At 50.9% G+C, this 23,151-nt stretch carries 26 protein-coding genes and 1 riboswitch; of the genes, 16 read left to right on the top strand and 10 right to left on the bottom strand.

The window, feature by feature from the left end; all coding sequences use genetic code 11:
• The first annotated feature begins 80 nt into the window (after positions 1–80).
• Entirely contained in the window at positions 81–230 is a 150-nt protein-coding gene (locus tag JFL75_RS09730) for a zinc ribbon-containing protein (protein ID WP_215626489.1), read from the top strand.
• 99 nt (positions 231–329) lie between these two features.
• Here the strand turns inward: JFL75_RS09730 and JFL75_RS09725 are convergent, their stop codons facing one another.
• On the bottom strand, positions 330–1,097 hold the full coding sequence (locus JFL75_RS09725; protein WP_215626488.1) for an EFR1 family ferrodoxin: 768 nt from the start codon (positions 1,095–1,097) through the stop codon (positions 330–332).
• Between the two features lie 2 nt (positions 1,098–1,099).
• The gene (locus JFL75_RS09720; RefSeq protein ID WP_215626487.1) at positions 1,100–1,567 is read right to left on the bottom strand and encodes a MarR family winged helix-turn-helix transcriptional regulator; all 468 of its coding nucleotides are present in this window, start codon (positions 1,565–1,567) and stop codon (positions 1,100–1,102) included.
• A 137-nt stretch (positions 1,568–1,704) separates the two neighbouring features.
• Between JFL75_RS09720 and JFL75_RS09715 the strand changes: the two genes are divergently transcribed.
• On the top strand, positions 1,705–2,238 hold the full coding sequence (locus JFL75_RS09715) for a dihydrofolate reductase family protein (RefSeq protein ID WP_215626486.1): 534 nt from the start codon (positions 1,705–1,707) through the stop codon (positions 2,236–2,238).
• A 132-nt stretch (positions 2,239–2,370) separates the two neighbouring features.
• A complete protein-coding gene (locus JFL75_RS09710) occupies positions 2,371–3,132 on the top strand; it encodes a hypothetical protein (RefSeq protein WP_215626485.1) in 762 nt (253 codons plus the stop codon).
• Between the two features lie 65 nt (positions 3,133–3,197).
• Here JFL75_RS09710 and JFL75_RS09705 read toward each other — a convergent pair whose 3' ends face one another.
• A complete protein-coding gene (locus tag JFL75_RS09705) occupies positions 3,198–4,001 on the bottom strand; it encodes an AraC family transcriptional regulator (protein ID WP_215626484.1) in 804 nt (267 codons plus the stop codon).
• Positions 4,002–4,089: 88 nt separating this feature from the next.
• On the opposite strand from JFL75_RS09705, the gene JFL75_RS09700 reads away from it, so the two are divergent.
• Positions 4,090–5,409: an alpha-glucosidase/alpha-galactosidase gene (locus JFL75_RS09700; protein WP_215626483.1), complete on the top strand. Its 1,320-nt coding sequence runs from the start codon at positions 4,090–4,092 to the stop codon at positions 5,407–5,409.
• A gap of 39 nt (positions 5,410–5,448) precedes the next feature.
• Here the strand turns inward: JFL75_RS09700 and JFL75_RS09695 are convergent, their stop codons facing one another.
• The 4 genes from JFL75_RS09695 to JFL75_RS09680 all read right to left on the bottom strand — a co-directional run bounded on the left by JFL75_RS09695 (position 5,449) and on the right by JFL75_RS09680 (position 10,949).
• Positions 5,449–7,839, bottom strand: coding sequence for a glycoside hydrolase family 31 protein (locus tag JFL75_RS09695; RefSeq protein ID WP_215626482.1), 2,391 nt, complete (start codon positions 7,837–7,839; stop codon positions 5,449–5,451).
• A 24-nt stretch (positions 7,840–7,863) separates the two neighbouring features.
• On the bottom strand, positions 7,864–8,715 hold the full coding sequence (locus tag JFL75_RS09690) for a carbohydrate ABC transporter permease (protein ID WP_215626481.1): 852 nt from the start codon (positions 8,713–8,715) through the stop codon (positions 7,864–7,866).
• Entirely contained in the window at positions 8,715–9,617 is a 903-nt protein-coding gene (locus JFL75_RS09685; protein ID WP_215626480.1) for a carbohydrate ABC transporter permease, read from the bottom strand. Before JFL75_RS09685 ends, JFL75_RS09690 begins: the two co-directional genes overlap by 1 nt.
• Positions 9,618–9,713: 96 nt before the next feature.
• Positions 9,714–10,949, bottom strand: coding sequence for an ABC transporter substrate-binding protein (locus JFL75_RS09680; RefSeq protein ID WP_215626479.1), 1,236 nt, complete (start codon positions 10,947–10,949; stop codon positions 9,714–9,716).
• A 156-nt stretch (positions 10,950–11,105) separates the two neighbouring features.
• Here JFL75_RS09680 and JFL75_RS09675 point away from each other — a divergent pair, with 156 nt between their 5' ends.
• On the top strand, positions 11,106–12,896 hold the full coding sequence (locus JFL75_RS09675; RefSeq protein WP_215626478.1) for a cache domain-containing sensor histidine kinase: 1,791 nt from the start codon (positions 11,106–11,108) through the stop codon (positions 12,894–12,896).
• Positions 12,897–12,900: 4 nt separating this feature from the next.
• Positions 12,901–14,427 (top strand): response regulator transcription factor, encoded by a 1,527-nt coding sequence (locus JFL75_RS09670; protein WP_215626477.1) that lies wholly within the window; start codon positions 12,901–12,903, stop codon positions 14,425–14,427.
• A gap of 19 nt (positions 14,428–14,446) precedes the next feature.
• Here JFL75_RS09670 and JFL75_RS09665 read toward each other — a convergent pair whose 3' ends face one another.
• The 3 genes from JFL75_RS09665 to JFL75_RS09655 all read right to left on the bottom strand — a co-directional run bounded on the left by JFL75_RS09665 (position 14,447) and on the right by JFL75_RS09655 (position 16,268).
• Positions 14,447–14,743: a hypothetical protein gene (locus tag JFL75_RS09665; protein ID WP_215626476.1), complete on the bottom strand. Its 297-nt coding sequence runs from the start codon at positions 14,741–14,743 to the stop codon at positions 14,447–14,449.
• Positions 14,744–14,843: 100 nt separating this feature from the next.
• Positions 14,844–15,218 (bottom strand): hypothetical protein, encoded by a 375-nt coding sequence (locus tag JFL75_RS09660; RefSeq protein ID WP_215626475.1) that lies wholly within the window; start codon positions 15,216–15,218, stop codon positions 14,844–14,846.
• A 21-nt stretch (positions 15,219–15,239) separates the two neighbouring features.
• Positions 15,240–16,268, bottom strand: a complete 1,029-nt coding sequence (locus JFL75_RS09655) for a D-alanine--D-alanine ligase family protein (protein WP_215626474.1) — start codon at positions 16,266–16,268, stop codon at positions 15,240–15,242.
• A 131-nt stretch (positions 16,269–16,399) separates the two neighbouring features.
• Here JFL75_RS09655 and JFL75_RS09650 point away from each other — a divergent pair, with 131 nt between their 5' ends.
• From JFL75_RS09650 to JFL75_RS09600, 10 genes are all read left to right on the top strand, one after another.
• Complete coding sequence (locus JFL75_RS09650; RefSeq protein WP_215626473.1) at positions 16,400–16,564, top strand: hypothetical protein; 165 nt, start codon at positions 16,400–16,402, stop codon at positions 16,562–16,564.
• Positions 16,565–16,627: 63 nt separating this feature from the next.
• Positions 16,628–16,987 (top strand): PEGA domain-containing protein, encoded by a 360-nt coding sequence (locus JFL75_RS09645; RefSeq protein WP_215626472.1) that lies wholly within the window; start codon positions 16,628–16,630, stop codon positions 16,985–16,987.
• 196 nt (positions 16,988–17,183) lie between these two features.
• Positions 17,184–17,681: a hypothetical protein gene (locus tag JFL75_RS09640; protein ID WP_215626471.1), complete on the top strand. Its 498-nt coding sequence runs from the start codon at positions 17,184–17,186 to the stop codon at positions 17,679–17,681.
• Positions 17,674–17,922: a helix-turn-helix transcriptional regulator gene (locus JFL75_RS09635; RefSeq protein WP_215626470.1), complete on the top strand. Its 249-nt coding sequence runs from the start codon at positions 17,674–17,676 to the stop codon at positions 17,920–17,922. The genes JFL75_RS09640 and JFL75_RS09635 overlap by 8 nt, the downstream gene beginning before the upstream one ends.
• 242 nt (positions 17,923–18,164) lie before the next feature.
• Entirely contained in the window at positions 18,165–19,091 is a 927-nt protein-coding gene (locus JFL75_RS09630) for an alpha/beta hydrolase family protein (protein WP_215626469.1), read from the top strand.
• A gap of 102 nt (positions 19,092–19,193) precedes the next feature.
• Positions 19,194–19,901: a tetratricopeptide repeat protein gene (locus JFL75_RS09625; protein ID WP_215626468.1), complete on the top strand. Its 708-nt coding sequence runs from the start codon at positions 19,194–19,196 to the stop codon at positions 19,899–19,901.
• A 74-nt stretch (positions 19,902–19,975) separates the two neighbouring features.
• Positions 19,976–20,284, top strand: a complete 309-nt coding sequence (locus JFL75_RS09620) for a hypothetical protein (RefSeq protein WP_215626467.1) — start codon at positions 19,976–19,978, stop codon at positions 20,282–20,284.
• A gap of 108 nt (positions 20,285–20,392) precedes the next feature.
• Positions 20,393–20,538: riboswitch (FMN riboswitch) on the top strand.
• Positions 20,539–20,686: 148 nt separating this feature from the next.
• Positions 20,687–21,238, top strand: coding sequence for a pyridoxamine 5'-phosphate oxidase family protein (locus tag JFL75_RS09615; RefSeq protein WP_215626466.1), 552 nt, complete (start codon positions 20,687–20,689; stop codon positions 21,236–21,238).
• A gap of 126 nt (positions 21,239–21,364) precedes the next feature.
• The gene (locus JFL75_RS09610; protein ID WP_215626465.1) at positions 21,365–22,138 is read left to right on the top strand and encodes a class I SAM-dependent methyltransferase; all 774 of its coding nucleotides are present in this window, start codon (positions 21,365–21,367) and stop codon (positions 22,136–22,138) included.
• 479 nt (positions 22,139–22,617) lie between these two features.
• Positions 22,618–22,992, top strand: coding sequence for a hypothetical protein (locus JFL75_RS09600; protein ID WP_215626463.1), 375 nt, complete (start codon positions 22,618–22,620; stop codon positions 22,990–22,992).
• Positions 22,993–23,151: the final 159 nt, after the last annotated feature.

Genomic DNA, 23,151 nt, shown 5'->3' with positions numbered 1-23,151 from the left:
CGCGGATAATTCATAATACTTATAGAAGAACCTCCTCTGTCCGCAGCGGAGGGGAAAATTTAAAAAAGGAGCGTTTACCAATGGACCAGAAAATTTATACCTCCGGTTCGGAAGTGGAACCCGGGACCTACAAATGTACCCGGTGCGGCAATGAGATCAAGATCGACAAGAAATCAAAACTGCCCAAGTGTGCCCGGTGCGGCAACGACAAGTGGCATAAAATCGCCTGATTCCCCGCAGCCGGAAAAACCCGGGAAATTATTCCCGGGTTTTTTTATGCAATATGCCATCCCCCGGTCAGCTCTTTGCGTCTGCGGTCTTAACTGCTGTCAGGCGAAGAGTTCCGGTTCTTTCCGGCTGCTGCACTTTTTCCTGAAAGCTCCGCCCGCAAGTTTGTAGGTTAATCCCCGGAATGAGCGGGCCTTCTGCGGGCAGACATAGATACAGGCAGTACAGGTGATACACGCCGCCTTATCGGTTTTCCGCGGTTCCTCCGCGGTGATGGCTCCAACCGGGCAAATTTTGACGCATGCTCCGCAGCTGTTGCACCGGGAGTTTCCCGACGGTTTTAACGGTAGAGGGGGCGCTTCACGGTACGGGCGGCTGCCCTTTACGGTGATGTGTCCCTGGCTTGCGATTGTCTCAAGCCTGTTCCCGCATTGCCTGGCAAAATTCCGGAGAATCTCTTTGTCCGCGGTATCGGGCCGGCCGCGGGCTACTTCGGGAAAGATGGAGTGCCGGGCCACAAAAGCTGCGGCGCCAATAACCACAAATCCATTATCGGTGAGGATATCCGTCAGTTCCAGCAGCGCGTCGTCGTAAGCCCGGTTTCCGTAGACCACCGCGGCAATGGCGGGTGTATTTTTTCCCTTCATCCTGGAAAGCATATCCGGACAGACCCCGGGGATTCTTCCCGCGAAAACCGGCATGGCAAACACGGCCAGCTCATCGGATCCAAAGGATATCTCTCCGGGTGTTTTCGTTTTCAATAAATCAATGGTGCTGAAATCTTGGGATAAAGCACCGGATATTTCCGCCGCGGCCGCCGCGGTAGTGCCTCCGGGACTAAAGTGTATTTGGGTGACCTTTCTGTCCATAATTATTCCTCCGCCTTTGTATTGCCGTCTTCTGCGGCAGATAATGCCCTGGACGCCATCTTTTTCAATGTTCTGATGAGGGTGACGCTGTTCTTTTCCGATAAATCATACATTACCGTTTTTTTCCAGAGATCCCGTTTTTCCAGACCCGCCTGTTTTGCCTTTCTTCCCGCCGGTGTGAGGGACACCATCACGGCACGTTTGTCCTCCCCGGACCGTTCCCTGGCAACTAACTTCTTATCAGCCAGGGACTGAATGCTGCGGGATACAATGGCGTTATCACAGAAAACAGTTTCAGCCAAATAGGTCTGATTAACTGTTCCGCTGTCGGGAATTCTTATGAGATACAGGAATTCCGATGAGTTGACACCGTATTCCTTCATCTCACGGTTTATAAAGGCCTGGTACTGCCGGTACAAAACGGAAGCCAGTTCACCGATACAGAGGGAATCTAAATTTTTCGTATCCATCCCAGTCCTTATATTATTTGACAAGTCAAGTAAAATCACTATACCGGAATATGTTTGACATGTCAAGTAAATTGTGCGGCATTTTTCCGCTGGAAGCTGTCTTCCGGAACCGCTGTTTCTCTGATATGATCCTTTTCATGGCTGGTAAAATTATTCTTAATCTAGCGGTAAGCCTGGACGGGTATATTGCCGATGAACATGGCGGCTATGACTGGATTAAGGGATCCGGCAATCCGCAACTCAACACCGCGGACCGCTGGGACCATGGTAAATTCCTGGCGGGTGTTTCCGCGGTAATCATGGGAAGAGCCTGTTATGACCAGGGGTTTCATGAAGATTTCCGGGATAAACCGGTGTACGTAATCACCTCCCGGGAAACCGCGGATCACGGCAGCGTCCGGTTTATTTCTGGGGATATCCCGGAAAAGATTGAGGAAATCAGAAAACAGGGCAGCGGAGATGTGTATCTTTTCGGCGGGGGTGTTTCCATAGACCCGCTGCTTAAAGCCGGAATTATTGATGAATATATCATCGGTATTATTCCGGTTATTCTGGGTAGCGGGAGACCTCTATTCCTCGGCGGCAGCCGGGTAATTCCCCTGACTATGACCCATTATTATATTGAAGACGGCATAGTCATTCTGCGCTACGAGCCGCGGCGGCCGGAATGACCGGCTCAGGTGTCCGCTGGCTCCGGTACAGAGCCTGCTCCGGGTAAGATTGCCAGGAAGATCTAAATGGTATACGGTATAGATACGGTGCAGTTTGTCCGTCGGAATGATTGATTTGTTGCGGAGGGGAAAATGTATAAATTACTGGATATGAAGGAACGGCAGAAAGAGTATATTTCAAAAATCAAAAAACACGCGGCTAAATATCTGAAGACCATTGATAAGACAGAAATAGAAACCATCCTGCTGTCCGGCAGTGTTTCCCGGGGTGATTACTTCCCAAGCGAAAAGGGCGGGATGATAGATCTTATAGTAATGAGAAAAGAAAACTCAAAAATTACCGCTGAAAAAATATTCGGCAAAGACCAGGATCCCTATATTCCCTACCATTGTATAAAATGGAACGGAGAATGGTTTGCCATCTTGTTCGGCGACTTTATCACAAGCCAAAAATTCAGAAAAACAGAAGAAGCGCGGAAATACGCATTGCTGGAGTCACAGATTCTATATGATGAGAGCGGGAAATATAAAGAAGAGCTGGCATCGATAGAGAGTTTTGCCAAAGAAGAACAGAAGAAAGAACTGGAGGTAGAGAAAAACTACATCCAGTATGTCCTCTCAAAAGAAAAACGCTGGGAGATCCGGGAAGCTTATTCACAGATGCACCAGAATCTGAACACTGCGATAAACCAGGGCATCCGGTGCCTCTATTACAAAAATAATAAATACGCCCCCGCTGAAGACAGGCGGCTGTATTATTCCTATGAATTGGACCAGCTTCCTGAAAATTACGAAGCCCTGATGATAAAACTGATGCGGCAGGAAATAGATTCAAAGAAAGATTATGAGAGGAGAAAGAAACTGTTTACCGACAGTTTTATGGCGGTACTGTAAGAACGCTTTCTTATGTCCTTATCCGCAAAAGCAGTTCCGGACAATGGAACTGCCCTGTTCTGGTATCAGCCTCCGGACCGGTATTCCCGGGGGCTGACGCCGTATTTCTTCCTGAATATGCGTGAAAAGAGAAGCGGGTCGCCGTAACCCACTGACCGGGCTACCTCCTGGATACTCAAGGTGCCGGAACAAAGCAGTTCCGCTGCCCGGACCATTCGGATTCCGATGAGAAACTCCTTTGGCGTACAGCCCTGTTCCTGCCTGAAGATCCTGGTAAAATAATGCCGGTCCAGGTGGAGCAGTTCCGCCAGTTCCGTAATCCTGATCCGGGAAGCGTAGTTGGTCCTGATAAAGTCGCAGGCCCGGGCAGCGTGGTACCCGGGATAGGATCGTACCGCCTGTCCGGCTCCGGCGCAGCGGCCGAGAAATTCGTATATCTTTGCCGTCAGCAGCAGTTCCGTGGCGGCTTCCTGATCCCGGATTTCGGCTATCTCTTCAAAAATATGCCTGACCCTGGGAAACCGGCCGGTGCATTGAGCGTCGGTGAATCCAGCTTCCGCCAGGAGGCCGCCGGAAGCTTCTCCGTCGAAACCAATCCAGATATAACTCCAGGGGTCTGCTTTGTCTGCCGCATAGTATGTCCGCTCGCCGGGCCGGATAAGAAAAAGGCTGTTGTCCGACAGGGAGTGCTCGATGCCGTTCCTGATAAAGATTCCCTTTCCACGGGTGATAAAATGGATGAGATAATATTCCCGCACCGCGTAGCCGAAGGCATGACCGGGCTCACAGTCTTCGTTCCCATAGGTTACGGGATTCACCCCGGAAAAGCCGCGGTTCAGGACCGAACGGTACCGTTTCATTGGTTCCATAATACCATATTTCCGGCCCCTTTTTCAATTTAACACAAAGCGCGGTCGTGGTATGATTGTATATCAATAATTAACCGGAGGGTTCGGAATGAAGATTGCCTTCATGGGTGCGGGAAGTACGGTGTTTGCCAAGAATGTTCTGGGGGACATCATGTGCGCCGGAGAACTGGGAAACGCGGATATACGCCTTTACGATATTGACGCGCAGCGGCTTGATGAATCCAAGGTTATGCTGGATCTGATCAACCGGAACTGCAACGCCGGACGCGCGGCGATCTCTGTGTTCATGGGGACGGAGAACCGGCGCAAGGCTCTTGATAAAGCGGACTTCGTGGTCAACGCCATTCAGGTTGGCGGTTACGATCCCGCCACCATAGCGGATTTTGAGATCCCGAAAAAATACGGTCTCCGCCAGACCATTGGGGACACCCTGGGAATCGGCGGCATCATGCGGGGACTCCGGACGATTCCTGTGCTTGAGGATTTCGCCCGGGACATGGAAGAGGTTTGTCCGGACACTTGGTTTCTGAACTATACCAATCCTATGGCGATCCTCACGGGATATATGCAGCGGTATACCGGCATAAAAACCGTTGGCCTCTGCCACAGCGTCCAGGTGTGCAGTGAAAGGCTTCTCCGCCATCTCGGTATGGAAGATGTCATTGACGGCCGCCGGGAATTAATCGCGGGAATCAACCACATGGCGTGGCTCCTCAAAATACTTGACCGTGATGGCCGGGATCTGTATCCGGAAATCCGCCGCCGGGCCGCGGAGCAAAACGCCGCGGGCCTCCATAACGATATGGTTCGGTATGAATACCTCCGCCGTTTCGGGTATTACTGCACCGAATCCAGCGAACATAACGCGGAGTACAATCCCTTTTTTATAAAAGCGCGGTATCCTGAACTGATCGAACGGTTCAATATTCCCCTGGATGAATATCCCCGCCGCTGTGTGCAGCAAATAGAAGAATGGAAAAGCCGCAGCGCGGAGTTTACCGCTGACCCTGCGGTATCCCATGAACGGAGCCGGGAGTATGCGTCGTATATTATCGAAAGTATTATTCTGAATAAGCCATACGAAATCGGCGGCAATATATTGAATGCGGGGCTTATCGGCAATCTGCCCGCGGACGCATGTGTAGAGGTTCCCTGCCTGGTGAACGGTGAGGGTATCCGGGGCTGCCGTGTAGGTTCCCTGCCGGTACAGCTCGCGGCTATGAACATGACCAACATAAATGTTCAGCTCCTGACCATCGCGGCTGCCCGGGAACGGAAGAAAGACCTGGTATACAACGCGGCCATGCTGGATCCCCATACGGCGGCGGAACTGGATATAGATTCCATCACGGCCATGTGTGATGAACTCATGGAAGCCCACGCGCAATGGCTGCCGGAATACAAATAAAAAAAATCCCCGCTATGAGCGGGGACACGGCCGGCGTTCTCAGGCGCAGATCATTTCCGCAAGCACACTGATTACGTTGGGATCATCCGCTGCGGCGGATATACTCGCCAGAAGATCCTGCGGGGACTCAGCCGTGCCGAGTATACGGAGAATTTCATCCTTGAGCTCGTAGGAAATCTGCATGTCTTCCAGGATACTGATAAACGCGTCCCGGTATAGCGCTTCTGCCTGCCGGAGTGTTCCCGCGGTGATGGTTATTTCCCGGGATACCGGGAGTGCCGGGAGATCAACTTCCAGGGTCCGGGCCGCGCTGTCATACCGGCACACGGCATCCAGAACCTCCCCGCCGGATTCCGCCCGGAAACCCTGCAGGTCTCCGGGGTCTTTAAAGCCTCTGAACCTGACGCAGTAGCGCCGTGACTGGGGAAGCACCGACAGGTCTCCCCGGGGAGAAATACTGAGGCTCACGGTGTTCCCGGCGGTGAGCCGGATCTCGGTTTCCGCGAACCGGCTGCCCACGGCGCCTTCGCCGCTGTCTTCGTAGAGGGTAAAGGTTCCGTCCCCTCCGGGAAAAACCAGAAGCTCCAGTTCCGCGGGATTGTCGATACAGTTACTTCCGGGTTCACGCCGGGCCAGCGGAAGGATGGCGCCGGCTTTGGCAAACACGGGGTATTCCGACAGCGGCCGCCATACCCGGATGGTTTTGCCGCCCCGGTATACCGTCCCGGTGAATATATCCGTCCAGGTTCCTTCCGGAAGCCATACATCAGCCGCCGCCCGCCGGGTCTCCCGCAGGGCCGGACCGGTAATGGGCGCGATTACCAGTTCACTCCCGAACCAGTACTGGTTGGGATGGGTATACGCTTCCTTGTGTTCAGGATGAGAATAATACATGGGCTGCACCAGAGGTTCCAGTTCCGCGGTGCAGCGGCGGTTCATGGTATAAATGTACGGCACGAGTTCGTGGCGGAGCCTGAGATACCGGCCCATGACCGCCTCGGCCTCGGGACCGTAGTTCCAGGGTTCCTTGGATGTGAAGGGACTGTTGCTGCAGTGGAGCCGGTTAACCGGGGAAAAAACCCCGTACTGGAGCCAGCGGACCATGAGTTCGTTATCCTTATAGCCTTTCATGTGGCCGCCGATATCGTGGCTCCACCAGCCGTAGCCGATATTCGATGCCGTGGCCGTAAAGTAAGGCTGGAAATCCAGGGAATCCCAGGTGATGCAGGTATCCCCGGAAAAACCCACGGGATACCGGTGGCTTCCGGGACCGGAGTAGCGGGAAAAAATCAGAGGCCGTTTTCCGTCCCGGGCGATGTCCAGGGTATGGTAATGGTTGAGCATCCACAAAGGATCGAGTCCTTCCGTACGGCTGATATTTCCGGACTGCCAGTCGATCCACCAGAAGTCTACCCCCTCGGCCTCCAGGGGATGGTGGAGGAATTTAAAATACGCGGCCATGAAATTCCTGTCGGATACATCGAAAGGAATGGGGTCCTCTTTCTCCGTATCAACCTCAAGAGCTTCGGCCATGGGCCTGTACATTTTTTCAAAGGCCTTGATCCCGTCGGCGGGATGGAGATTAAGGGTCACCCGGAGATGCCGGTCGTGGAGCCACCGAAGCAGCGCCGGATGGTCCGGAAACAGTTCCGTATTCCAGGTATAGCCGGTCCAGCCCCGGCCGTAGCGTTCCTCGATGTTTGTTACGTGCCAGTCCATGTCCAGGACCGCCACTGAAAAGGGCATGTCCTTTTCCGCGAAACGTTCCATCAGTTCCTGGTACCCTTCCTGGGTGTAGGCGAAATACCGGCTCCACCAGTTGCCCAGGGCGTACCTCGGCAGCAGAGGCGGCGCCCCGGTGAGACGGTAGAAGTCCCGGATGCAGGCCCGGAAGTCGTGGCCGTAGGCGAAATAGTAGATGTCGGTCACACCCTCACGGCGCCGGTCCACCCAGCCGTCCTCCCGGATGACGAGCGATGAAGAATCATCCAGAACCGCGAATCCCGCCCGGGCGCAGAGCCCTTCCTCCAGAGCAATGGCACCGTCGGCTTTGTCCAGGGTCCGGCTCGTTCCTTTCAGGGTCGGAGGCGTTTCCCCGTAATGCCAGATGTTGTCGTGGTTGGAATAACCTCCCAGTTTTTCAACGGACAGACTGTATGGTGTGAATGGTCCTTTGCGGTACCGGAGTTCAAAATAATCCGTCCGGATCTGGATATCCCGGTCATCTTCGGTAAGGCTGAACCGGGGCGTTTCAAAATTACGGTTCACCGTGATCTGGGTTGGCCGGTCCTCGAAGGCACCGGTTTCATCGTATTCAATCCGTACCAGCCGTTCGGTGAGCACCGTAAAGCGGTAATTCTTTCCCCGGATTACTGAGGCGCTTGGGGCCGGCACCGGGGGCAGGGGATCGTTCAGAAAGGGAAATGCCATAGTATCCTCCAGTAAAACAGTTGGTTATCCTTTGACAGCCCCGGCGGTCATGCCGTTTACCAGATAACGCTGCAGGAAAATAAACATCAGCAGCACCGGTACGGTGATGATTACCGCAAAAGCCATGAGGCTGCTCCACTCGACGCCGAACTCACCGATGGCTTTGTACATATTAACCGTGAGCGGCTGGAGCATGTCCGTACGGATAAATGTAAGGGCACCCATAAGATCACCCCATCCCCAGATAAAAGTAAAGGCCCCGGCGATGACGATCCCGGGAACGGCGATGGGCACCATGATTCTGATGAACGCCGTAAACCGGTTGCATCCGTCGATGATGGCCGAGTCTTCAAGTTCCTTGGGAATTCCGAGGAAATACGGCCGCAGGGTTATGACACTGAATGGGATGCCGTGGAGACAGGAAAATATTACCGGCGCCAGCAAAGTGTCCATTATTTTTATTTTATTGAACGTAATGAACAGCGGCGCCAGGAAGAGCACCGTGGGAAGCATTTCGCTGATGAGGAAACACATCATGATGGGTTTTGCCAGCTTAAGCCGGTACCGGGCCAGACCGTAGGCGGAAAAAGTCGCCAGCACCGTAGAGACCGCGGTGGTGCAGAATGCGATGGCAAAACTGTTCCGGAAGTTGACCCATATCGGTACCGCGCTGTATCCGAGCTGGCGGATATATCCGTCGAAGACAATCTTTTTCGGGAAGAAGGTCGGTGTCCTGGCGAAGATCTCGCTGTTGGATTTCAGGGAAGTGATAAACATCCAGTATACCGGGAACAGAAAAATTACCACCAGCGCGATAGCCGCCAGGTTCAGTATCAGTTCCGTTCTGAATATTTTTGAAGACAGAGGATTTTTCATTACGACATCACCTCATCCTTGCCGGTAAACTTTAGATTTACCAGTCCGACAATAACCAGTACCACCAGCATGACGTTAGCCACGGCGGAACCCATGCCGAATTCAAAATCATTGAAGGTAAGCCGGTATGAGATGGTGGCCAGAATTTCCGTGGAATACAGGGGCCCGCCTCCGGTCATGATGAAAACCAGGTCAAAGGTTTTGAAGGTGTATATGAATCCCAGGGTAACCACACTGATGATGGTGGGCCGCAGGAGAGGAATAGTCATGTAGACAAAACTCTGCCATTTGGTGGCGCCGTCGATGGAAGCCGCTTCGAATACGTCCCGGGGCAGGGTAGTCAGACCCGTGGCAAGGAGGAGCATGTTGAAGGGAACTCCCCGCCAGATGTTGACAATGATCAGGGCAAGCATGGCCTTGCCTGGGGACAGGAGCCACTTAACCGGCTCCTGAATCAGACGGAGTTTCATGAGGAGGAAGTTAATAATCCCCGTGGAATCGCTGGCGAAAAGCCACTTCCAGACTGAGGCAACCGCCATAAGCGGAATGAGCCAGCATACCAGCATGAGCCCCCGGGACATATTATTCAGCCGGAATTTTCTGCTGAAGAGCAGAGCCAGGGCAAAGCCGATGATGAACTGAAAAAACAGTGAAACAAAAGTAAAAAGCAGCGTGTTGGCAAATGCTTTGCCGAACACCGGCATTCTTAAAATAGCCCGGTAATTCTCCAGGCCTGCGAAGGGCTGCACCCGGTTCAAGGTCATGAGATTGACCTCCCGGAAGCTCATCAGCACATTGTACAAAATAGGAAACAGAATAAACCCCAGAAGGAAAATCAGAGCCGGCAGGGTAAAACAGTAACCCGCCCGTTTTTCCTTCTGTTCGTAGGTCAGTTTTTTCATGGAATCCTCCGGCGGGGAAAACAGGGTATACAGCGGGACGTTTCATTCTGAAGCGCCCCGCTGTTTTTTTAATTTTACTTTTTTTAGATTGCTGTATTATTTCGCGGCTTCATAGGCATTGCCCGCAGCCCGGGTCGCCTGTTCCGGAGTCCTGGTTCCGATCACCACGGACTGAACCATCTCTGTCATAATGTCGTTGAGTTTGCTGAATGCCATCACGGGTTTCGCTTTGGCATTGGCAGCCATGGTAATGAAGGTATTAATCGGAGCCCGGCTGAAATAGGCGCTTGATTCGGCTACATCTTTCCGGGCGGGGATATAGTTTTCCGCTTCGCTGTATTTGGCCATAATATCGGGCCGGTTCATGAATTTGATGAATTCCCAGCTGGCATTGACATTTTCATTATCCACCACCACCCAGTTGTGGCCTCCCAGGACACTGGCTTTCCCCGCGGGGCCTGCCGGAAGCTCGGCAATGCCGAATTCAAATCCCGCGTCCCGCTGTACCGAAGCAAGGCGCCAGGGACCGTCGAACATCATAGCGATGTTGCCCGCGGCAAACTGATTGGCGATGTCCGCGGCGTTGTAGGTTGCCACTTCCACGGGCATATACCCTCTGTCCAGAAGAGTCCGGTAATAGTTCAGGGCCCGGATGGCCTCGGGGCTGTCGAGTTTGATTGTATCTCCGGTTCCGCCCCCGGCCTGGTAGTACACCGGAAAGAAATGGAAGGGAGTGTCCGTGTTCTGGCCCGCGGAAACGGCAAAGCCATACGCGGAGGTATTGTTCTTGATACGTTCACACGCGGCAAGGAGTTCGTCCCAGGTTTCCGGAACCTTGGCAACGCCTGCTCTGCTGAGCAGTTCCTTGTTGTAGTAGAGGCAGACATTGTTGGATGTAAAAGGAAGTCCGTAATACCTGCCGTCCACCCGGCTGAAGCTCATCACATCGTCGTAAAATTTATCCGTCTCAAGTTCGGATGTTACCCGGCCGGTGATATCCGCCAGAATCCCCATCTTCGCGTAGGTGTAGGTATCGGTACCGTCAACGTCTATCACGTCGGGCAGGCTGTTGCCGGCTACCATTATGTTGATCTGTTTCCGTACATCCGACAGAGGCATGTACTGGATATTCAGGGCAATTCCGGTTTCTTTGGTAAATTGATCCAGGCATTCGTAGAGCACTGTTTTTTCTTTGGAATAGGAAAGCACCACATTGAGGGTTTTCGCGGTTCCGCCTGACTGGGCTTTTCCGTCTCCGCCGCCGCCGGCAAATACGGTTCCCGCGGCTGCCAGGGCAATGGCCAGGATAAGCATGGTTCGCAGTTTCTTCATAATATTGATCCTCCTTAAAAGTTATAAATCATAATACCCGCGGTTTTTGAATTCCCGGAATTGGCAATTTTTAAGCATTGGGTAATTTTTTAATATTTTTTACTTTTTTTTCGGCTGCCGGAATAAAAGAATGGTATACTTTCCCGGAGAAACTCTATGAAACGGAACAGCCTTGTTGCCCGGTGGCGGCGCCTCACCTTTTCGAAACAGCTCATCCTTACCTTCCTGGGAACATCGGTGATTCCACTGATCATACTCCTGGCGGTGCAGCTGGGCTATACGGCTACCATCCTTGAGGAAAAGATCGTCCGCTATGCCCGTTCCAATTCTCTCCAGGCCTCAACCAGTATTCAGTCGGCGCTCCGCCGGTATGAGGACGCGTCATTTCAGCTGATGCTGAATGAAACTTTCTGGCAGCGGATCCGGGATCTCAGGAGTGACAGCCTTATTACGGAGATCATGGCCCACAGTGATATTCTCCGGGAATTTCAGACCATGCTGAGTTACCACGGCGCCATCCAAAGTATCGGTCTCCAGGTCCGCGACAGCGGGCGGCAGATCTGGGTGGACCGGCTCCAGGACAAGCTCGCTCTGGAACAGCGGTACGGCGATTACATGGCGGAGATGGAGAATATTCCCGTATACCGCCATGACAATAAGTGGGCTCTGACATCGTATTTCTCCGTACAGGACAACCGTGCCTACAGCCTCATTACCTACCGTCAGAAGATCATTGACCTCGTAAAAAACGAATTCCTCGCGGCTTATGTCATGAACCTGGACGGGCGGGTTCTGGCGGAACTCTGCGCCGAGGCTTCTATCGCGGAAAATCCCCGGGACAATTTCCTGTATATCACCGACAGTACGGGAGTTGTGATATCCCATCCTGACCAGACGATGCTGGGACGGGTAATCCCGGCTCCGGATGGTATCATTCATACTATTGAAATTCCCAATTCCGGCTGGCTCCTCCACAATGTTCTGGACCGTTCATACGCCGGGCGGGAATTCAGCGCGGTACGGGCGAGCATACTCGCCATTTCCGCGTTTCTGTTTCTGTGTACGGTCACAGCGGTGCTGCTTCTGTCCCGGTCCCGCGCCCGGGCTCTGCGGATGATTGTCTCCACCATGCACCGTGCAGAATTGGGGGACTTTGGGGTGACAGCCCCGGCAGGGGAGGAGAACGAGGTCAGCCGTATCGCGGAGCAGTTCAACGCTATGATGAAAACCATTCTCCACCAGATGGAGCTGGTCCGGGAAGCCGCCCGGAAGGAAAAAGAGGCGGAGATCCGTTCCCTGGAAGCCCAGATAAATCCCCATTTCCTGTACAATACCCTCAATTCCATAAATTGGCTGGCCATAGAAAACGGTCAGACAGAGATCAGCAGCATGCTTCACCGGCTTGCTTCCATTCTCCGGTACCGTATCGCGGACAGCAATTCCCTGGTAACCCTGTCTACGGAACTGCGGTACCTTGAGGAATACCTGCGGCTTCAGAAGTACCGTTTCTCGGATAATTTTGAATACACCATTACCGCGGATCCGGCGGTCAGGGACTGTCTCGTTCATAAACTGCTGTTTCAGCCATTCATCGAGAATTCCATTGAGCATGGGTTTGAACAGATGGACAGCGGCGGGATCCTTGCCATTGCCGCGGAAAAAGACGGTGACCGGCTCCGCTTTTCGGTCAGGGACAACGGCAAAGGTATGGACCGGGACAGAATACGGAAACTGTTTTACGATTCTTTGCCGGACGGGGAAAATACATCCATCGGAATTCCCAATGTGATGGGACGGCTCCGGATGTACTATGAGGACCGCTATTCCGTGGAAGTTAAAAGTTCTCCGGGAATGGGTACGGAGATAACCGTCTGCCTGCCGCTGGATGGGCATCCCGGCATAAGGAAGAAAGCCCTTGTGTCCGGGGACAACCGGGAGAAGGTTTAATAGCATGACCATTGTGATTGTTGAAGATGAACTGAAAACGCTTAATCATATCTGCTCCGCGGCGGAAAGAATTGATCCAGATTATTCTGTTGTCGGCCGCGCGCGGAACGGCCGGGAAGGAATGGCTGTAATTGTTACCTTAAAACCCGATCTGGTAATCACGGATATCCGTATGCCGGTTATGGACGGCCTTGAGATGATCCGTTCTCTGGAGGGGCGGCTTCCGGAGACACGGTTCATCATCCTCAGCGGTCACGCTGAATTCGAATATGCCCGGCAGGCGCTGCAGATGCGTACCGCCGATTATCTTCTCAAACCGGTGTCACTGGAAGAGCTGACCGCTTCCCTTGGCCGTGCCCGGGATTCGATCATTGCCGAAAAGGTCTTGAAAGCTCAGCTGCCGTCGTCGGTGCCGGATAGGGAAATCCTGGGACTATTCCTCTGGTCTCCGGAGGCACGGCGGGAGTTTTTCCGTGGCGCCCTTCGGGACCGGATCCCGGAAGAGACGCGGCTCCTCCTGATGGTATTTTCCCATGACCGGGATATGCCGGAAGATGAGCGGCGGCTGTTTGTGGAACGTTCGGCGGAACTGGTATCGCTGGTCCGGGGCAGCTTCTATCCCGCAATACAGGGCGGGAAGCAGCGTTTTGTCTTTCTCTGCGCCCTTCCGCCCGAAACCGATCCCGGGATCACCGCTGCACGGGTATTCGACCTTTCCCGCCGGAAGTGTATGCAGCCCATGGCTGCGTACTGGACAATCATCGGCGGTATCGATTCCCTGGACCGTGATGTTGATGAGGGGTTTTCCCGGATCCGGTGGAGTCTGTCTTATCCCGCCGGAACATTTCTTACCGCTGAGCTGACCGGTGAACTTTCTGCCGAGTCCTACGTTTATCCGGCGGCACTGGAACGGGAAGCCGCAGCGGCCCTGGCAGCGGGGAATATCAGTAAAACCCAGTCCGCTCTGGAAAAGTTTGCGGCGGGACTGCGGGAAGGTTTCTTCCATTATAATGATATCCAAAGCGCTATGGTCCGAATGGGAGAGGCGCTGCTCTATGCCGTTCGTATTTACAATTTCACTATCTATGAAGAACTTAAACCCGAAGAAATTACCGGATCAATAAAACGCTGTTCTTTTGTATCTACCTTTGAGGATTTGGTTCAGTCAATCATAACCCGGCTGGAAGCGGGCGCCGCCGGAACCGGAGACAGCGGTAATCCCTTGGTAAACCGGGTGACGGCGATTATCCGGAATGAATACATGGAAGATCTTTCCCTGGACTCCCTGGCGGACCGGTTAAAAGTCTCCCCGGAATATCTCAGTTCCCTGGTTTCCAAACATTTGGGAACCAGTTTTATCTCCTGCCTTACGCAATGCCGGCTGGAACACGCTAAAGCACTGCTGGCTTCGGGGAACGGGCGGATCTCTGAGATAGCCCTGGCCTGCGGATACCGGGATGCGGGGTATTTCTGCAAGGTCTTCAAAAAAAACCTGGGTATTTCTCCCGGAGAATTCATCAGGAGTCTTTAGGTGGTTTTTTGCGGCGCTCCTATCCGGCAAAACGTATTCTGACGAGCTTCATCATGCCGAGCCCGTCGAGCATGGCCATCCGTATGCGGGTCTGGGATTCCCATGATTTTTTTCTGGGAATCCCGGTACAGTAAGGTTCACAGGTTACTTCAGCGATATCCCGGGACCAGGCCTTGGACTGCCGCGGGTTGTTGACGTAAAAATGCATCAGCGCCCCTTTGTTTCCGGTTTTAGCTGCCATTTTGTTGGAGAAGGAAACCGCCCATTTCGATTCGGCGTCAAAGCAGACCTCGCCTTTGGGGAAATGATTTGCCATAGCGGAGAAAATCTGCCTTAACTCACCTTCCTTAAAATAATAAAACACCCCGCCGGAGATAAAAATGATTCCGTTATTTTTGTCGGACAGAGGTAAATACCTAAAGGTGAATCTTTTCCTGGGAGTATTTTTCACCGTAAAAAACCGAAACGACGGTAATTGTGCCGATAATATGGCTGTTGAATTCTTCAAGCTCCTCCGCCGGGACCCAGAGCTCTTCACACAGGGAGGAACCGGCCAGATGCTTTTCAAACTTTTGGATATACGTGTCCTCTGCCTCAAACTTTGTTACAATACCGGCAAAGTCCGATGCTTCATCCGCGGTGTTCCATTCCCGGGCAATTTTCTCGGCGTATTCGTAATTGAGAACGGGATAAAAAATAGGCTGCCAAAAAAGCCGCGGCGGGAATTTCCTGAAAGCCGTTTCTTTTATAAGATCATATTCTTTTTTACCGATCGGTCTGAATAATTCCATAAATATATTGTCCCCGTCTGTTCAGTTTTTATTGCCCAGTGCCAAATTCAGAATCCGTTCGCACAATGCTTCGTACGAAATTCCCGCCGCGGCGGAGGCCTGGGGAAGCAGACTGGCCGGAGTCATTCCCGGCAGGGTATTGGCCTCAAGACAGTGTACCGTTCCCGTTTTATCAACGATAAAATCGATCCTGGAATAGGACCCCAGCCGCAGGATCCGGTGTACCGCCGATGCGGTATCCTGAAGTTCTCTGCTGAGGGATGTGTCAATATCCGCGGGACATATTTCACTGGTCATACCCTGCTGATATTTGTTTCTGTAATCGAAGAACCCGCTCCGGGGAATAATTTCGATCACCGGCAGCGCCCGGCCGTCGAGTATTCCCACGGTGAACTCACGGCCGTCAATTTTTCTTTCAAAAAGCAGTGTGTCCTCGTATTTTCCGGCATAAGAGAGAGCGGCGGCGAATTCGCCGGCGGTTTCAACTATGGACACCCCGATGCTGGAGCCGCAGTGTACCGGTTTTATGACACAGGGCAGAAACGGGACCGGCGGCGGTGTTTTCCCGTAATGCAGGATCCAGTCCGGAGTTTTTATCTTGTGGAAGGACATAAGTTCTTTTGAAATTCCCTTATCCATGGCCAGGAGGCTTCCGGTATACCCCGTGCCGGTATATGAAATATTGTATGTGTCAAACACCGCCTGGATCTGTCCGTTTTCGCCCATGGCTCCGTGGAGAGCCAGGAAAACAGCGTCCGCGGTTTTACAGATCTCTATTACATTGGGGCCGATCCATTCTTCCCTTCCGCCGCAGCGGGTTTTAAGTTTTTCGAGATCCGGTTCCTCCGGCGGGATAGTGTACGTATAGTTACCGGCCCCATGTTTTTCAAGGGCTTCACCGAAACAGGACGAATCTTCCATACCGGTATACAGATCAAGTAGCACGGCGGCATGGCCGTTCTTGATCAGGGCGTTTGCAATGAGGCAGCCCGATGACAGCGACACATCCCGTTCCGGACTTAATCCCCCGGCGAGGACTACGGCATTCATAAAAACCTCCGGTCATGGCGGAATATTTTCCGTGGATATTTATTCTACCAGCCTCTTTTACACTAGGCAAGGGATATTAAAAAAATGCCGCAGACAAGGATTTTTTCATCGTTTCATGGTATTTTTATAATATGAAGCTTACTGCCGCGGAGTACTCCATTGGTATCGGCGGCGCTAACGTGTCATTCGTCTGCATTCCCTATTGGGATGACGACTCGTTTTATATCTTTGTCCAGGACAGCACCGGAACCGAGATGTTTAAAGTAACCTGGGAGGGTCTCTTCTCGGATTATTGATTCCATCTTTTATAGACGCGGTTAAAAAACGTACTGATGTACGGTATTCCATTGGAGGTTCTTATGAGCAGCAAATTGGGAAAAGTATTCTTTCTGTTTATGGGCGTTTTGTGTATTGCCGGCTGCAGTACTTCAACGAAGGTGACCATTGACTCTTCACCTCAGGGAGCGCAGGTCATACTAGACGGCAAGGTTATCGGCGATACGCCGATTTATGATTACAAAATAAGTAACAGATTGGGAAGAGTGTATTCTGTCGTTTTACAAAAAGAGGGGCACCAGACGCTGCATACGAAATTGAAAACCGAAACCAAAGCCGCCAGTGTTGTGGGCGCCGTACTCCTTCTGGTTCCTGTTATCTGGGTTGAGGGCCCCCAGGAGAATCAGTATTTTTTACTGCCCGAAGAAAAATCAACGGAATAAAGCAGTCTTTAGTTATTATGATCCGGCCCCTGTGGATAGGGACCGGATTTTTTTTGTCCCGCAGGCACAGTTCATCCTATTATTGTTCCAAAATAAACTTTTACCTTTTCTTCCTTATGTAAAATAATATTGACAAAATGTAAAATAAACTTTACATTGTATATATAAGAAATGACAAGTATGAAAGGAGTCCAACATGTCAATAAAGAGCATCCGTACCATTGTTAATATGGCCGCAGGGCTTCTCCTGCTCGCCGCCTATCTTATCTTCGCATTGGGAAGACGGGCGCCTGATCCATATAATCTCAGCGCCTGGGCTGTGACACTGCTCATCTTTATCGGAATCGGTGTGGTCCTGGTTATTGTGATTCAGATCCTTTTCCATATTTTTTATGCCATAGGAGTTGCCGCGAAGGAATCGATGCGGCATGGGGAATCCGGAGACACGGAAGCAGAGCGGATTGTTGCTTCTTCCCTGGCGGATGATGAAATGGACAGGATTATCAGCCTCAAATCCCTCAGGGCCGGTTACGTCTGCGGTGGGCTGGGCGGTATGGCCTTTTTAGGCGCCCTTGCCATTGGCCTTCCCGCGGTATCGGCCCTGCACATCCTCCTGGGCAGTTTTTTTCTTGGAACCCTTGTGGAAGGCGGAATGAGTGTGTTCCTTTACGAATGGGGTGTCAGCAATGGCTAGGAAACTGACCATAACCAACAGCATCCGTTCCCTCAGGTTTTTTGCCGGGGAGATGACCCAGCTGGAGCTGGCGGAAAAGGCTGGGGCTTCCCGCCAGACCATCGTGGCCCTGGAGGCGGGGAAGTACACTCCGTCTCTGGAACTGGCGTTCCGTATCGCCGATGTTTTCGGCGTGCCCATCGGGGAAGTTTTTCAATGCACCGCGGAAGAGGAAAACCAAAAACGAATCCGGAAACAATGAAGTATTCATCCTTATTTATGCGGCGTTAACATGTTTGTTCCCCTGTCATTAAAAACCTGTGCCGGCATGACCGGTTATCAACAGTAAAATATTTCCGGGCAATATCCCGCCGCCGCGGATTTTCTGCGGCCTGGTATTTATAAAACCATTCAGTATCCGGTTGCGGCCTCTCCGCAACTGGCCTATACTGGAAACATTCACCGGTTGTACACACGGATAGAATAATAATAAGTGAGGTTTCCATGAATCGTATATTTAAATCTGCCGCAGTCTTGCTTGCCCTGTGGGTTCTTTTTTCCTGCGCCAGTACCGGGGAGACGAAACCCGGACAGACGCAGATTGATACGGTTACTCTGTCCATTCCCAGTGCCAGGAATACGGAGATTCCCGGTGTTTTTACCATTCCTGCCGGGAAAGCCGGTGATACATACCCGGTGGTTATATTGGCCCACGGCCACGGCGGCAGCAAAGATGAAGCCGGCATGTTTACTATCCTGGCGGAGGCTCTGGCGGAAAACGGCATCGCCTCGCTCCGGATAGATTTTCCCGGCTGCGGTGACAGCACCGAGGATTTTACCCGGAACAACCGCCTCTCCTACATGCTTGCTGATATGCGGTCCGCCAAGGAATATCTCAAAGGCCGGCCTGAGGCGGATATGAACCGGCTGGGCCTTCTCGGCTACAGTATGGGCGGACGGATCGCCGCCCTGATCGCGGCGGATGATCCTGACTACGGTTCGGTCGTTTTCTGGTCCCCGGCAATAACACCGGGACCTTCCGATATGTATACTTTCATGCAGCTGGAAAATGACCAGCAGTTCAATGATCTCCACATCCGTGCCCGGCAAACCGGCAGTGCAACCTATACCGCCGTCTATGGTTTTGAACAGACTTTGGGAATCGGCTGGTTCAATGACATGGTGAACTTCAATCCCCAGGATAAATTTCCCCTCTATCGGGGTGCTGTTCTGCTCATAACGGGCAGCGAGGATATCATCATACCGCCGGCCCGGGCCGAAGCCATACTCAAAGCCGCCGGAGGAGCCAGGCTCGTCAGGCAGCATGAAGTACAGGGAGCGGACCACGGGTACGGGGTTTATTCCGGGGAAGCGGATATAACAGGAGAAGCGGTCGCCGAAACCGTGGGGTTTTTCAGAGAAACCCTCTAGAAAATAATGTGGATTTACCCAGAAAGGACTGCCCGGCGGCGGAAAGTGAAAATAACTTTATTCTAAATTGAGCAGCCGCCGGTGTAAAATATTGGAGGAACCATGAAAACAAAAGGTATATATGCTGTATGCTTCTTTTTGTTTTTTACCGCCGTTCTCTTCTGTGAAGATATAAAACGATTTGATGATTCAACGCTGATACAAAACAAACTAATTGCCCCAACGGATGTTGAGGAAGCACGGAACGCGTATAATATCGGAACAACGTATTTGCATGAAAATAAATTAGAAGAAGCCGAAGAATATTTGCTTAACGCAATAAGCCTTGATCCTGGTTATGTGGATGCAATGGACCACTTGGGTTTAGTATACCGGAGAATGAAAAGATACGATGATGCCGAGAATATATACAAACAATCTATTGAAATAAATCAAAATAACAGTGTTCCGTATATTAATTTGGCGCTAGTATACAGGATGGAAGGAAAACTGGAGGATTCGCGTCAGATGTATTTAAAAGCGGCGGAGATTGATAAAGATAATCCCGAACCATATTATGGAATTGGATATCTTTATCAAATGGTTAAGGAATACAAAACTTCAATTCAATTTTTAAATATAGCAATACAAAAGTATTACGAGAAAGAATCAATATTAGTATGTGATGCCTACTATTTACAGGGTGATAATTATTATTACTTGGGAGAATATGCCGAAGCGCTGAAATATTACAAAGTTGCGCAAATGGTACATAAAGACAGTGAATATCTGAAAAATCGAATTCAGGAGATAGAAGAAAAATCAGAGTAAAAGTACCGTTCCGCTTAATAAAAAGAGTTACTATGAACGTATCCATTCGGAAAAACTTGTGTTTGGAATAGGATGTGTATAAAAAATCAATTACGATCCTGTTTGTTTTAATAATTTTCTCATGTACAAGAACTGATCAAGAACAGATACGTGCAGGAAGAGGATCTTCTCAGGCCGCGGAATCTTTGTTGGAAAATAATAATCAGGACTCTGAGAAAGAAGTAAGAATCAATCCTTTCAGTATGTATGTAAATAGTCCTGAAGGACTGATCGTACAATTATGCTGTTCTAAAGTAAAATACCAAAAATATCTTCCCGCCAAACCAACACTGTCCGCTGTGCCGGTTCATGGTATGAATGAAATGGCCGCAGTCTATCATTAGAAAGTTTCCCTGTCCAAGGTTTCAATTGAATAGGCTGTATCCAGGGAACTGTTATTTAATATATAAAAACGGTATTGACATTTTTCATATCTCCGTCCATGATAAATCAACAATTTTCAGGGTAGGGTAATGCGCCGCGTTGCGCCGCAGATCCCAACCGGCGGTATAGCCCGCGACTCCGTGAGTTTTGACTCACAGACTGAACCGGTGAAATTCCGGTGCCGACGGTATAGTCCGGATGGAAGAAAGTTGAACTCGCCGAACAGAACGTGTATGCCATATAAATGGAATACTCCGTACATCTGTCTGCCTGATCCAATCTTTTTAACCAATCAAAACCTTGAATAACAACGGGCGCCGTAATTTTAATATACGCGCCCGGAAGTATTTCAGGAGGCCGTTATGGCACACTCGTTTTCCCAAAGGCACAATACATGCCGGAAATTCTCCAAGCGATTTTTATTTCTTGTTTTGGTTATTTTAGGTATCGCCCTGCAGGGCTGCGCCACCGCGGGTATTCCGGTAACTGACCGATATACGGAGGTCAGGGATCTTAGTTCCTTTGCCGGCGTTTTGGAAGGCCAGAGAAATGGTATACTGGCAAACCGGAACGGTGAAGCGATTCGGACTCAGATTGTTACCATGCAGTTTACCGAAGGTAACCGGGTATATTTCTGCACGAACAGTTCAAAGGCTATGTACCGGCAGCTCAGACGTTCCCCCGCTGTTTCTTACTGTACCTATGCTGAGGATTACGAACCGGTAGTATCGGTCAACGGAACGGTTGTTTTTACCGAAGACGCGGAACTGAAAAAAAAGCTGTTCAATGAAAATCCGAGGCTGCAGCGTTTTTACCAAACACCGGATAACCCTGAGTTTACCGTTTTTTATATCGATGCCGAGGAAGTGGAAACCTTTGATTCAGACGGAGTAAAGCTGTATAAGATACAATAAGGGCTTTTAATTTTTTGCGTCCCGTTTTCTCCGGGGCGCGGCCTATTCGTCTTTTCAAGTATGAAACAACAAGTAGGAAGCTTTTTCTCATTGGCTATGCTATAGTTTAACCTGGAGGTAAACACCATGGATAACGACAGCAAATCAATCCACGAATTCGATGTCAATCTAATCTGTGAGTATTTTCTGGGGGTAGAACGCCAGGGACCAGGCAGCCCGGAGGTTACGGTAAAAGCGCTGAGTTTTATTGATAATCTTACGGGAAATTCAAAAATTGCAGATATCGGCTGCGGTACCGGGGGCCAGACCATGATTCTGGCGCGGCATACACCGGGAAATGTAACGGGGATCGACTTTTTTCCGGCCTTTATCGACCGGTTTAATGAGAACGCCGCTTCGCTGAATCTCCAGGATAGGGTTCACGGGAAAGTTGGTTCTATGGATAATCTGCAATTCGGAAATGGGGAACTGGATCTCATCTGGTCCGAAGGGGCCATCTACAACATAGGTTTTGAACGGGGGCTGAATGAGTGGAAACGCTTCCTGAAGAAGGGAGGATACATTGCGGTTTCCGAAGTTTCCTGGTTTACCGATGAACGGCCCGAAGAGATTGATGTATTCTGGAAGGATGCCTACGCCGAAATTGATACGATTCCCGCCAAGACAGCCCAGGTTCAGAAAGCCGGGTATATTCCGGTGGCTACCTTTGTCTTGCCGGATAACTGCTGGAGCGAACACTTCTATCCGCCCCAGGTTCCCGTGCAGGAGGCGTTCCTGAAAAAACACGCCGGCAATAAAACCGCTGAGGAACTAATCGCCAACCAGAGACATGAAGAGAAACTGTACGCTAAATATAAAGATTATTACGGCTACGTGTTTTATATAGGCAGGAAAATTTAAGAAAACCGTTCCCGGGGAATTTCTTGATACACTATACTGAAAACAAACTTGGCGGTGACTGTTATTATATCGGCGACAAAAAATGTCCGATGCCCTCAGCACGGTACGGAGCGGATACGTTGAGGAAATTACCGGACAGGCTGGGGATATACAGGCAATACCCTGGAAGAAGCCGCCGCCAAAGCCGGATTGAATCCAGCTGCCTTGGCCCGGACAGTGAGTGCTTTCAATTCTTATGCTGATACCGGCCGCGACCCGGATTTCAGACGTTTCAATTTCAATGGTAATGCGGAGCAGGGGCCGTATGTGATTATCAGCATGCGTATGGCCTGCCATCTGACCTGCGGCGGACTGATCAGTGACACCGGAGCCCTCCCCAGCGGAGGGTTTTCTATTTGTTTTGACCAATATGCGGCATCCTATCTTTAGGGCTCGACAATAATACGGTTATGAATACAATACATCCAGGAGATCCGGCAATGTATAAATCAAAAAGATATTTCTTCGCGGCTTTTCTGGCCGCGGTTGTTATTCTCAGCTGTGATGGTTCCAATTATTCAGATTCCGATAGAGACGGTCCGATGAAGATTTATTCAGGAAGCTACGGTTTTGATGTGGCGTACCGGATAGATGGCAACAAGATTTATTCAGGAAGCTACGGATTTGATGTGGCATACCGGATAGACGGCAACAAGATTTATTCAGGAAGCTACGGATTTGATGTGGCGTACCGGATAGACGGAAACAAGATTTATTCCGGAAGCTACGGTTTTGATGTGGCATACCGGATAGACGGAAATAAAATATATTCGGGAAGTTATGGTTTTGCCGTCGCGTACCGGATCGAAAAATAATATTTGAAATAACCATCTGCAGCGGCCGCCCTTGGACAGCGCTTATGACAAAAGCCGGATAATGGATCCGGTGTACCTGGGTTTCTGTTTTTTCCGGAATTGTTGTCCTCCTGTGATTTATGTATATAATTAGGAGATGGTGGAAGCTGTTTTTTCCGG

Origin of the sequence: Breznakiella homolactica, assembly GCF_016616095.2 — a bacterium.
GTDB lineage: Bacteria > Spirochaetota > Spirochaetia > Treponematales > Breznakiellaceae > Breznakiella > Breznakiella homolactica.
The sequence above is the reverse complement of the archived record's forward strand: the minus strand, read 5'-3'. Positions and strand labels throughout refer to the sequence as shown.

Bases quoted from the DNA above. Each gene is read 5' to 3' on its own strand.
- JFL75_RS09730 (WP_215626489.1), top strand. From the start codon at position 81: ATGGACCAGAAAATTTATACCTCCGGTTCGGAAGTGGAACCCGGGACC.
- JFL75_RS09725 (WP_215626488.1), bottom strand. From the start codon at position 1,097: ATGGACAGAAAGGTCACCCAAATACACTTTAGTCCCGGAGGCACTACC.
- JFL75_RS09720 (WP_215626487.1), bottom strand. From the start codon at position 1,567: ATGGATACGAAAAATTTAGATTCCCTCTGTATCGGTGAACTGGCTTCC.
- JFL75_RS09715 (WP_215626486.1), top strand. From the start codon at position 1,705: ATGGCTGGTAAAATTATTCTTAATCTAGCGGTAAGCCTGGACGGGTAT.
- JFL75_RS09710 (WP_215626485.1), top strand. From the start codon at position 2,371: ATGTATAAATTACTGGATATGAAGGAACGGCAGAAAGAGTATATTTCA.
- JFL75_RS09705 (WP_215626484.1), bottom strand. From the start codon at position 4,001: ATGGAACCAATGAAACGGTACCGTTCGGTCCTGAACCGCGGCTTTTCC.
- JFL75_RS09700 (WP_215626483.1), top strand. From the start codon at position 4,090: ATGAAGATTGCCTTCATGGGTGCGGGAAGTACGGTGTTTGCCAAGAAT.
- JFL75_RS09695 (WP_215626482.1), bottom strand. From the start codon at position 7,839: ATGGCATTTCCCTTTCTGAACGATCCCCTGCCCCCGGTGCCGGCCCCA.
- JFL75_RS09690 (WP_215626481.1), bottom strand. From the start codon at position 8,715: ATGAAAAATCCTCTGTCTTCAAAAATATTCAGAACGGAACTGATACTG.
- JFL75_RS09685 (WP_215626480.1), bottom strand. From the start codon at position 9,617: ATGAAAAAACTGACCTACGAACAGAAGGAAAAACGGGCGGGTTACTGT.
- JFL75_RS09680 (WP_215626479.1), bottom strand. From the start codon at position 10,949: ATGAAGAAACTGCGAACCATGCTTATCCTGGCCATTGCCCTGGCAGCC.
- JFL75_RS09675 (WP_215626478.1), top strand. From the start codon at position 11,106: ATGAAACGGAACAGCCTTGTTGCCCGGTGGCGGCGCCTCACCTTTTCG.
- JFL75_RS09670 (WP_215626477.1), top strand. From the start codon at position 12,901: ATGACCATTGTGATTGTTGAAGATGAACTGAAAACGCTTAATCATATC.
- JFL75_RS09665 (WP_215626476.1), bottom strand. From the start codon at position 14,743: ATGGCAAATCATTTCCCCAAAGGCGAGGTCTGCTTTGACGCCGAATCG.
- JFL75_RS09660 (WP_215626475.1), bottom strand. From the start codon at position 15,218: ATGGAATTATTCAGACCGATCGGTAAAAAAGAATATGATCTTATAAAA.
- JFL75_RS09655 (WP_215626474.1), bottom strand. From the start codon at position 16,268: ATGAATGCCGTAGTCCTCGCCGGGGGATTAAGTCCGGAACGGGATGTG.
- JFL75_RS09650 (WP_215626473.1), top strand. From the start codon at position 16,400: ATGAAGCTTACTGCCGCGGAGTACTCCATTGGTATCGGCGGCGCTAAC.
- JFL75_RS09645 (WP_215626472.1), top strand. From the start codon at position 16,628: ATGAGCAGCAAATTGGGAAAAGTATTCTTTCTGTTTATGGGCGTTTTG.
- JFL75_RS09640 (WP_215626471.1), top strand. From the start codon at position 17,184: ATGTCAATAAAGAGCATCCGTACCATTGTTAATATGGCCGCAGGGCTT.
- JFL75_RS09635 (WP_215626470.1), top strand. From the start codon at position 17,674: ATGGCTAGGAAACTGACCATAACCAACAGCATCCGTTCCCTCAGGTTT.
- JFL75_RS09630 (WP_215626469.1), top strand. From the start codon at position 18,165: ATGAATCGTATATTTAAATCTGCCGCAGTCTTGCTTGCCCTGTGGGTT.
- JFL75_RS09625 (WP_215626468.1), top strand. From the start codon at position 19,194: ATGAAAACAAAAGGTATATATGCTGTATGCTTCTTTTTGTTTTTTACC.
- JFL75_RS09615 (WP_215626466.1), top strand. From the start codon at position 20,687: ATGGCACACTCGTTTTCCCAAAGGCACAATACATGCCGGAAATTCTCC.
- JFL75_RS09610 (WP_215626465.1), top strand. From the start codon at position 21,365: ATGGATAACGACAGCAAATCAATCCACGAATTCGATGTCAATCTAATC.
- JFL75_RS09600 (WP_215626463.1), top strand. From the start codon at position 22,618: ATGTATAAATCAAAAAGATATTTCTTCGCGGCTTTTCTGGCCGCGGTT.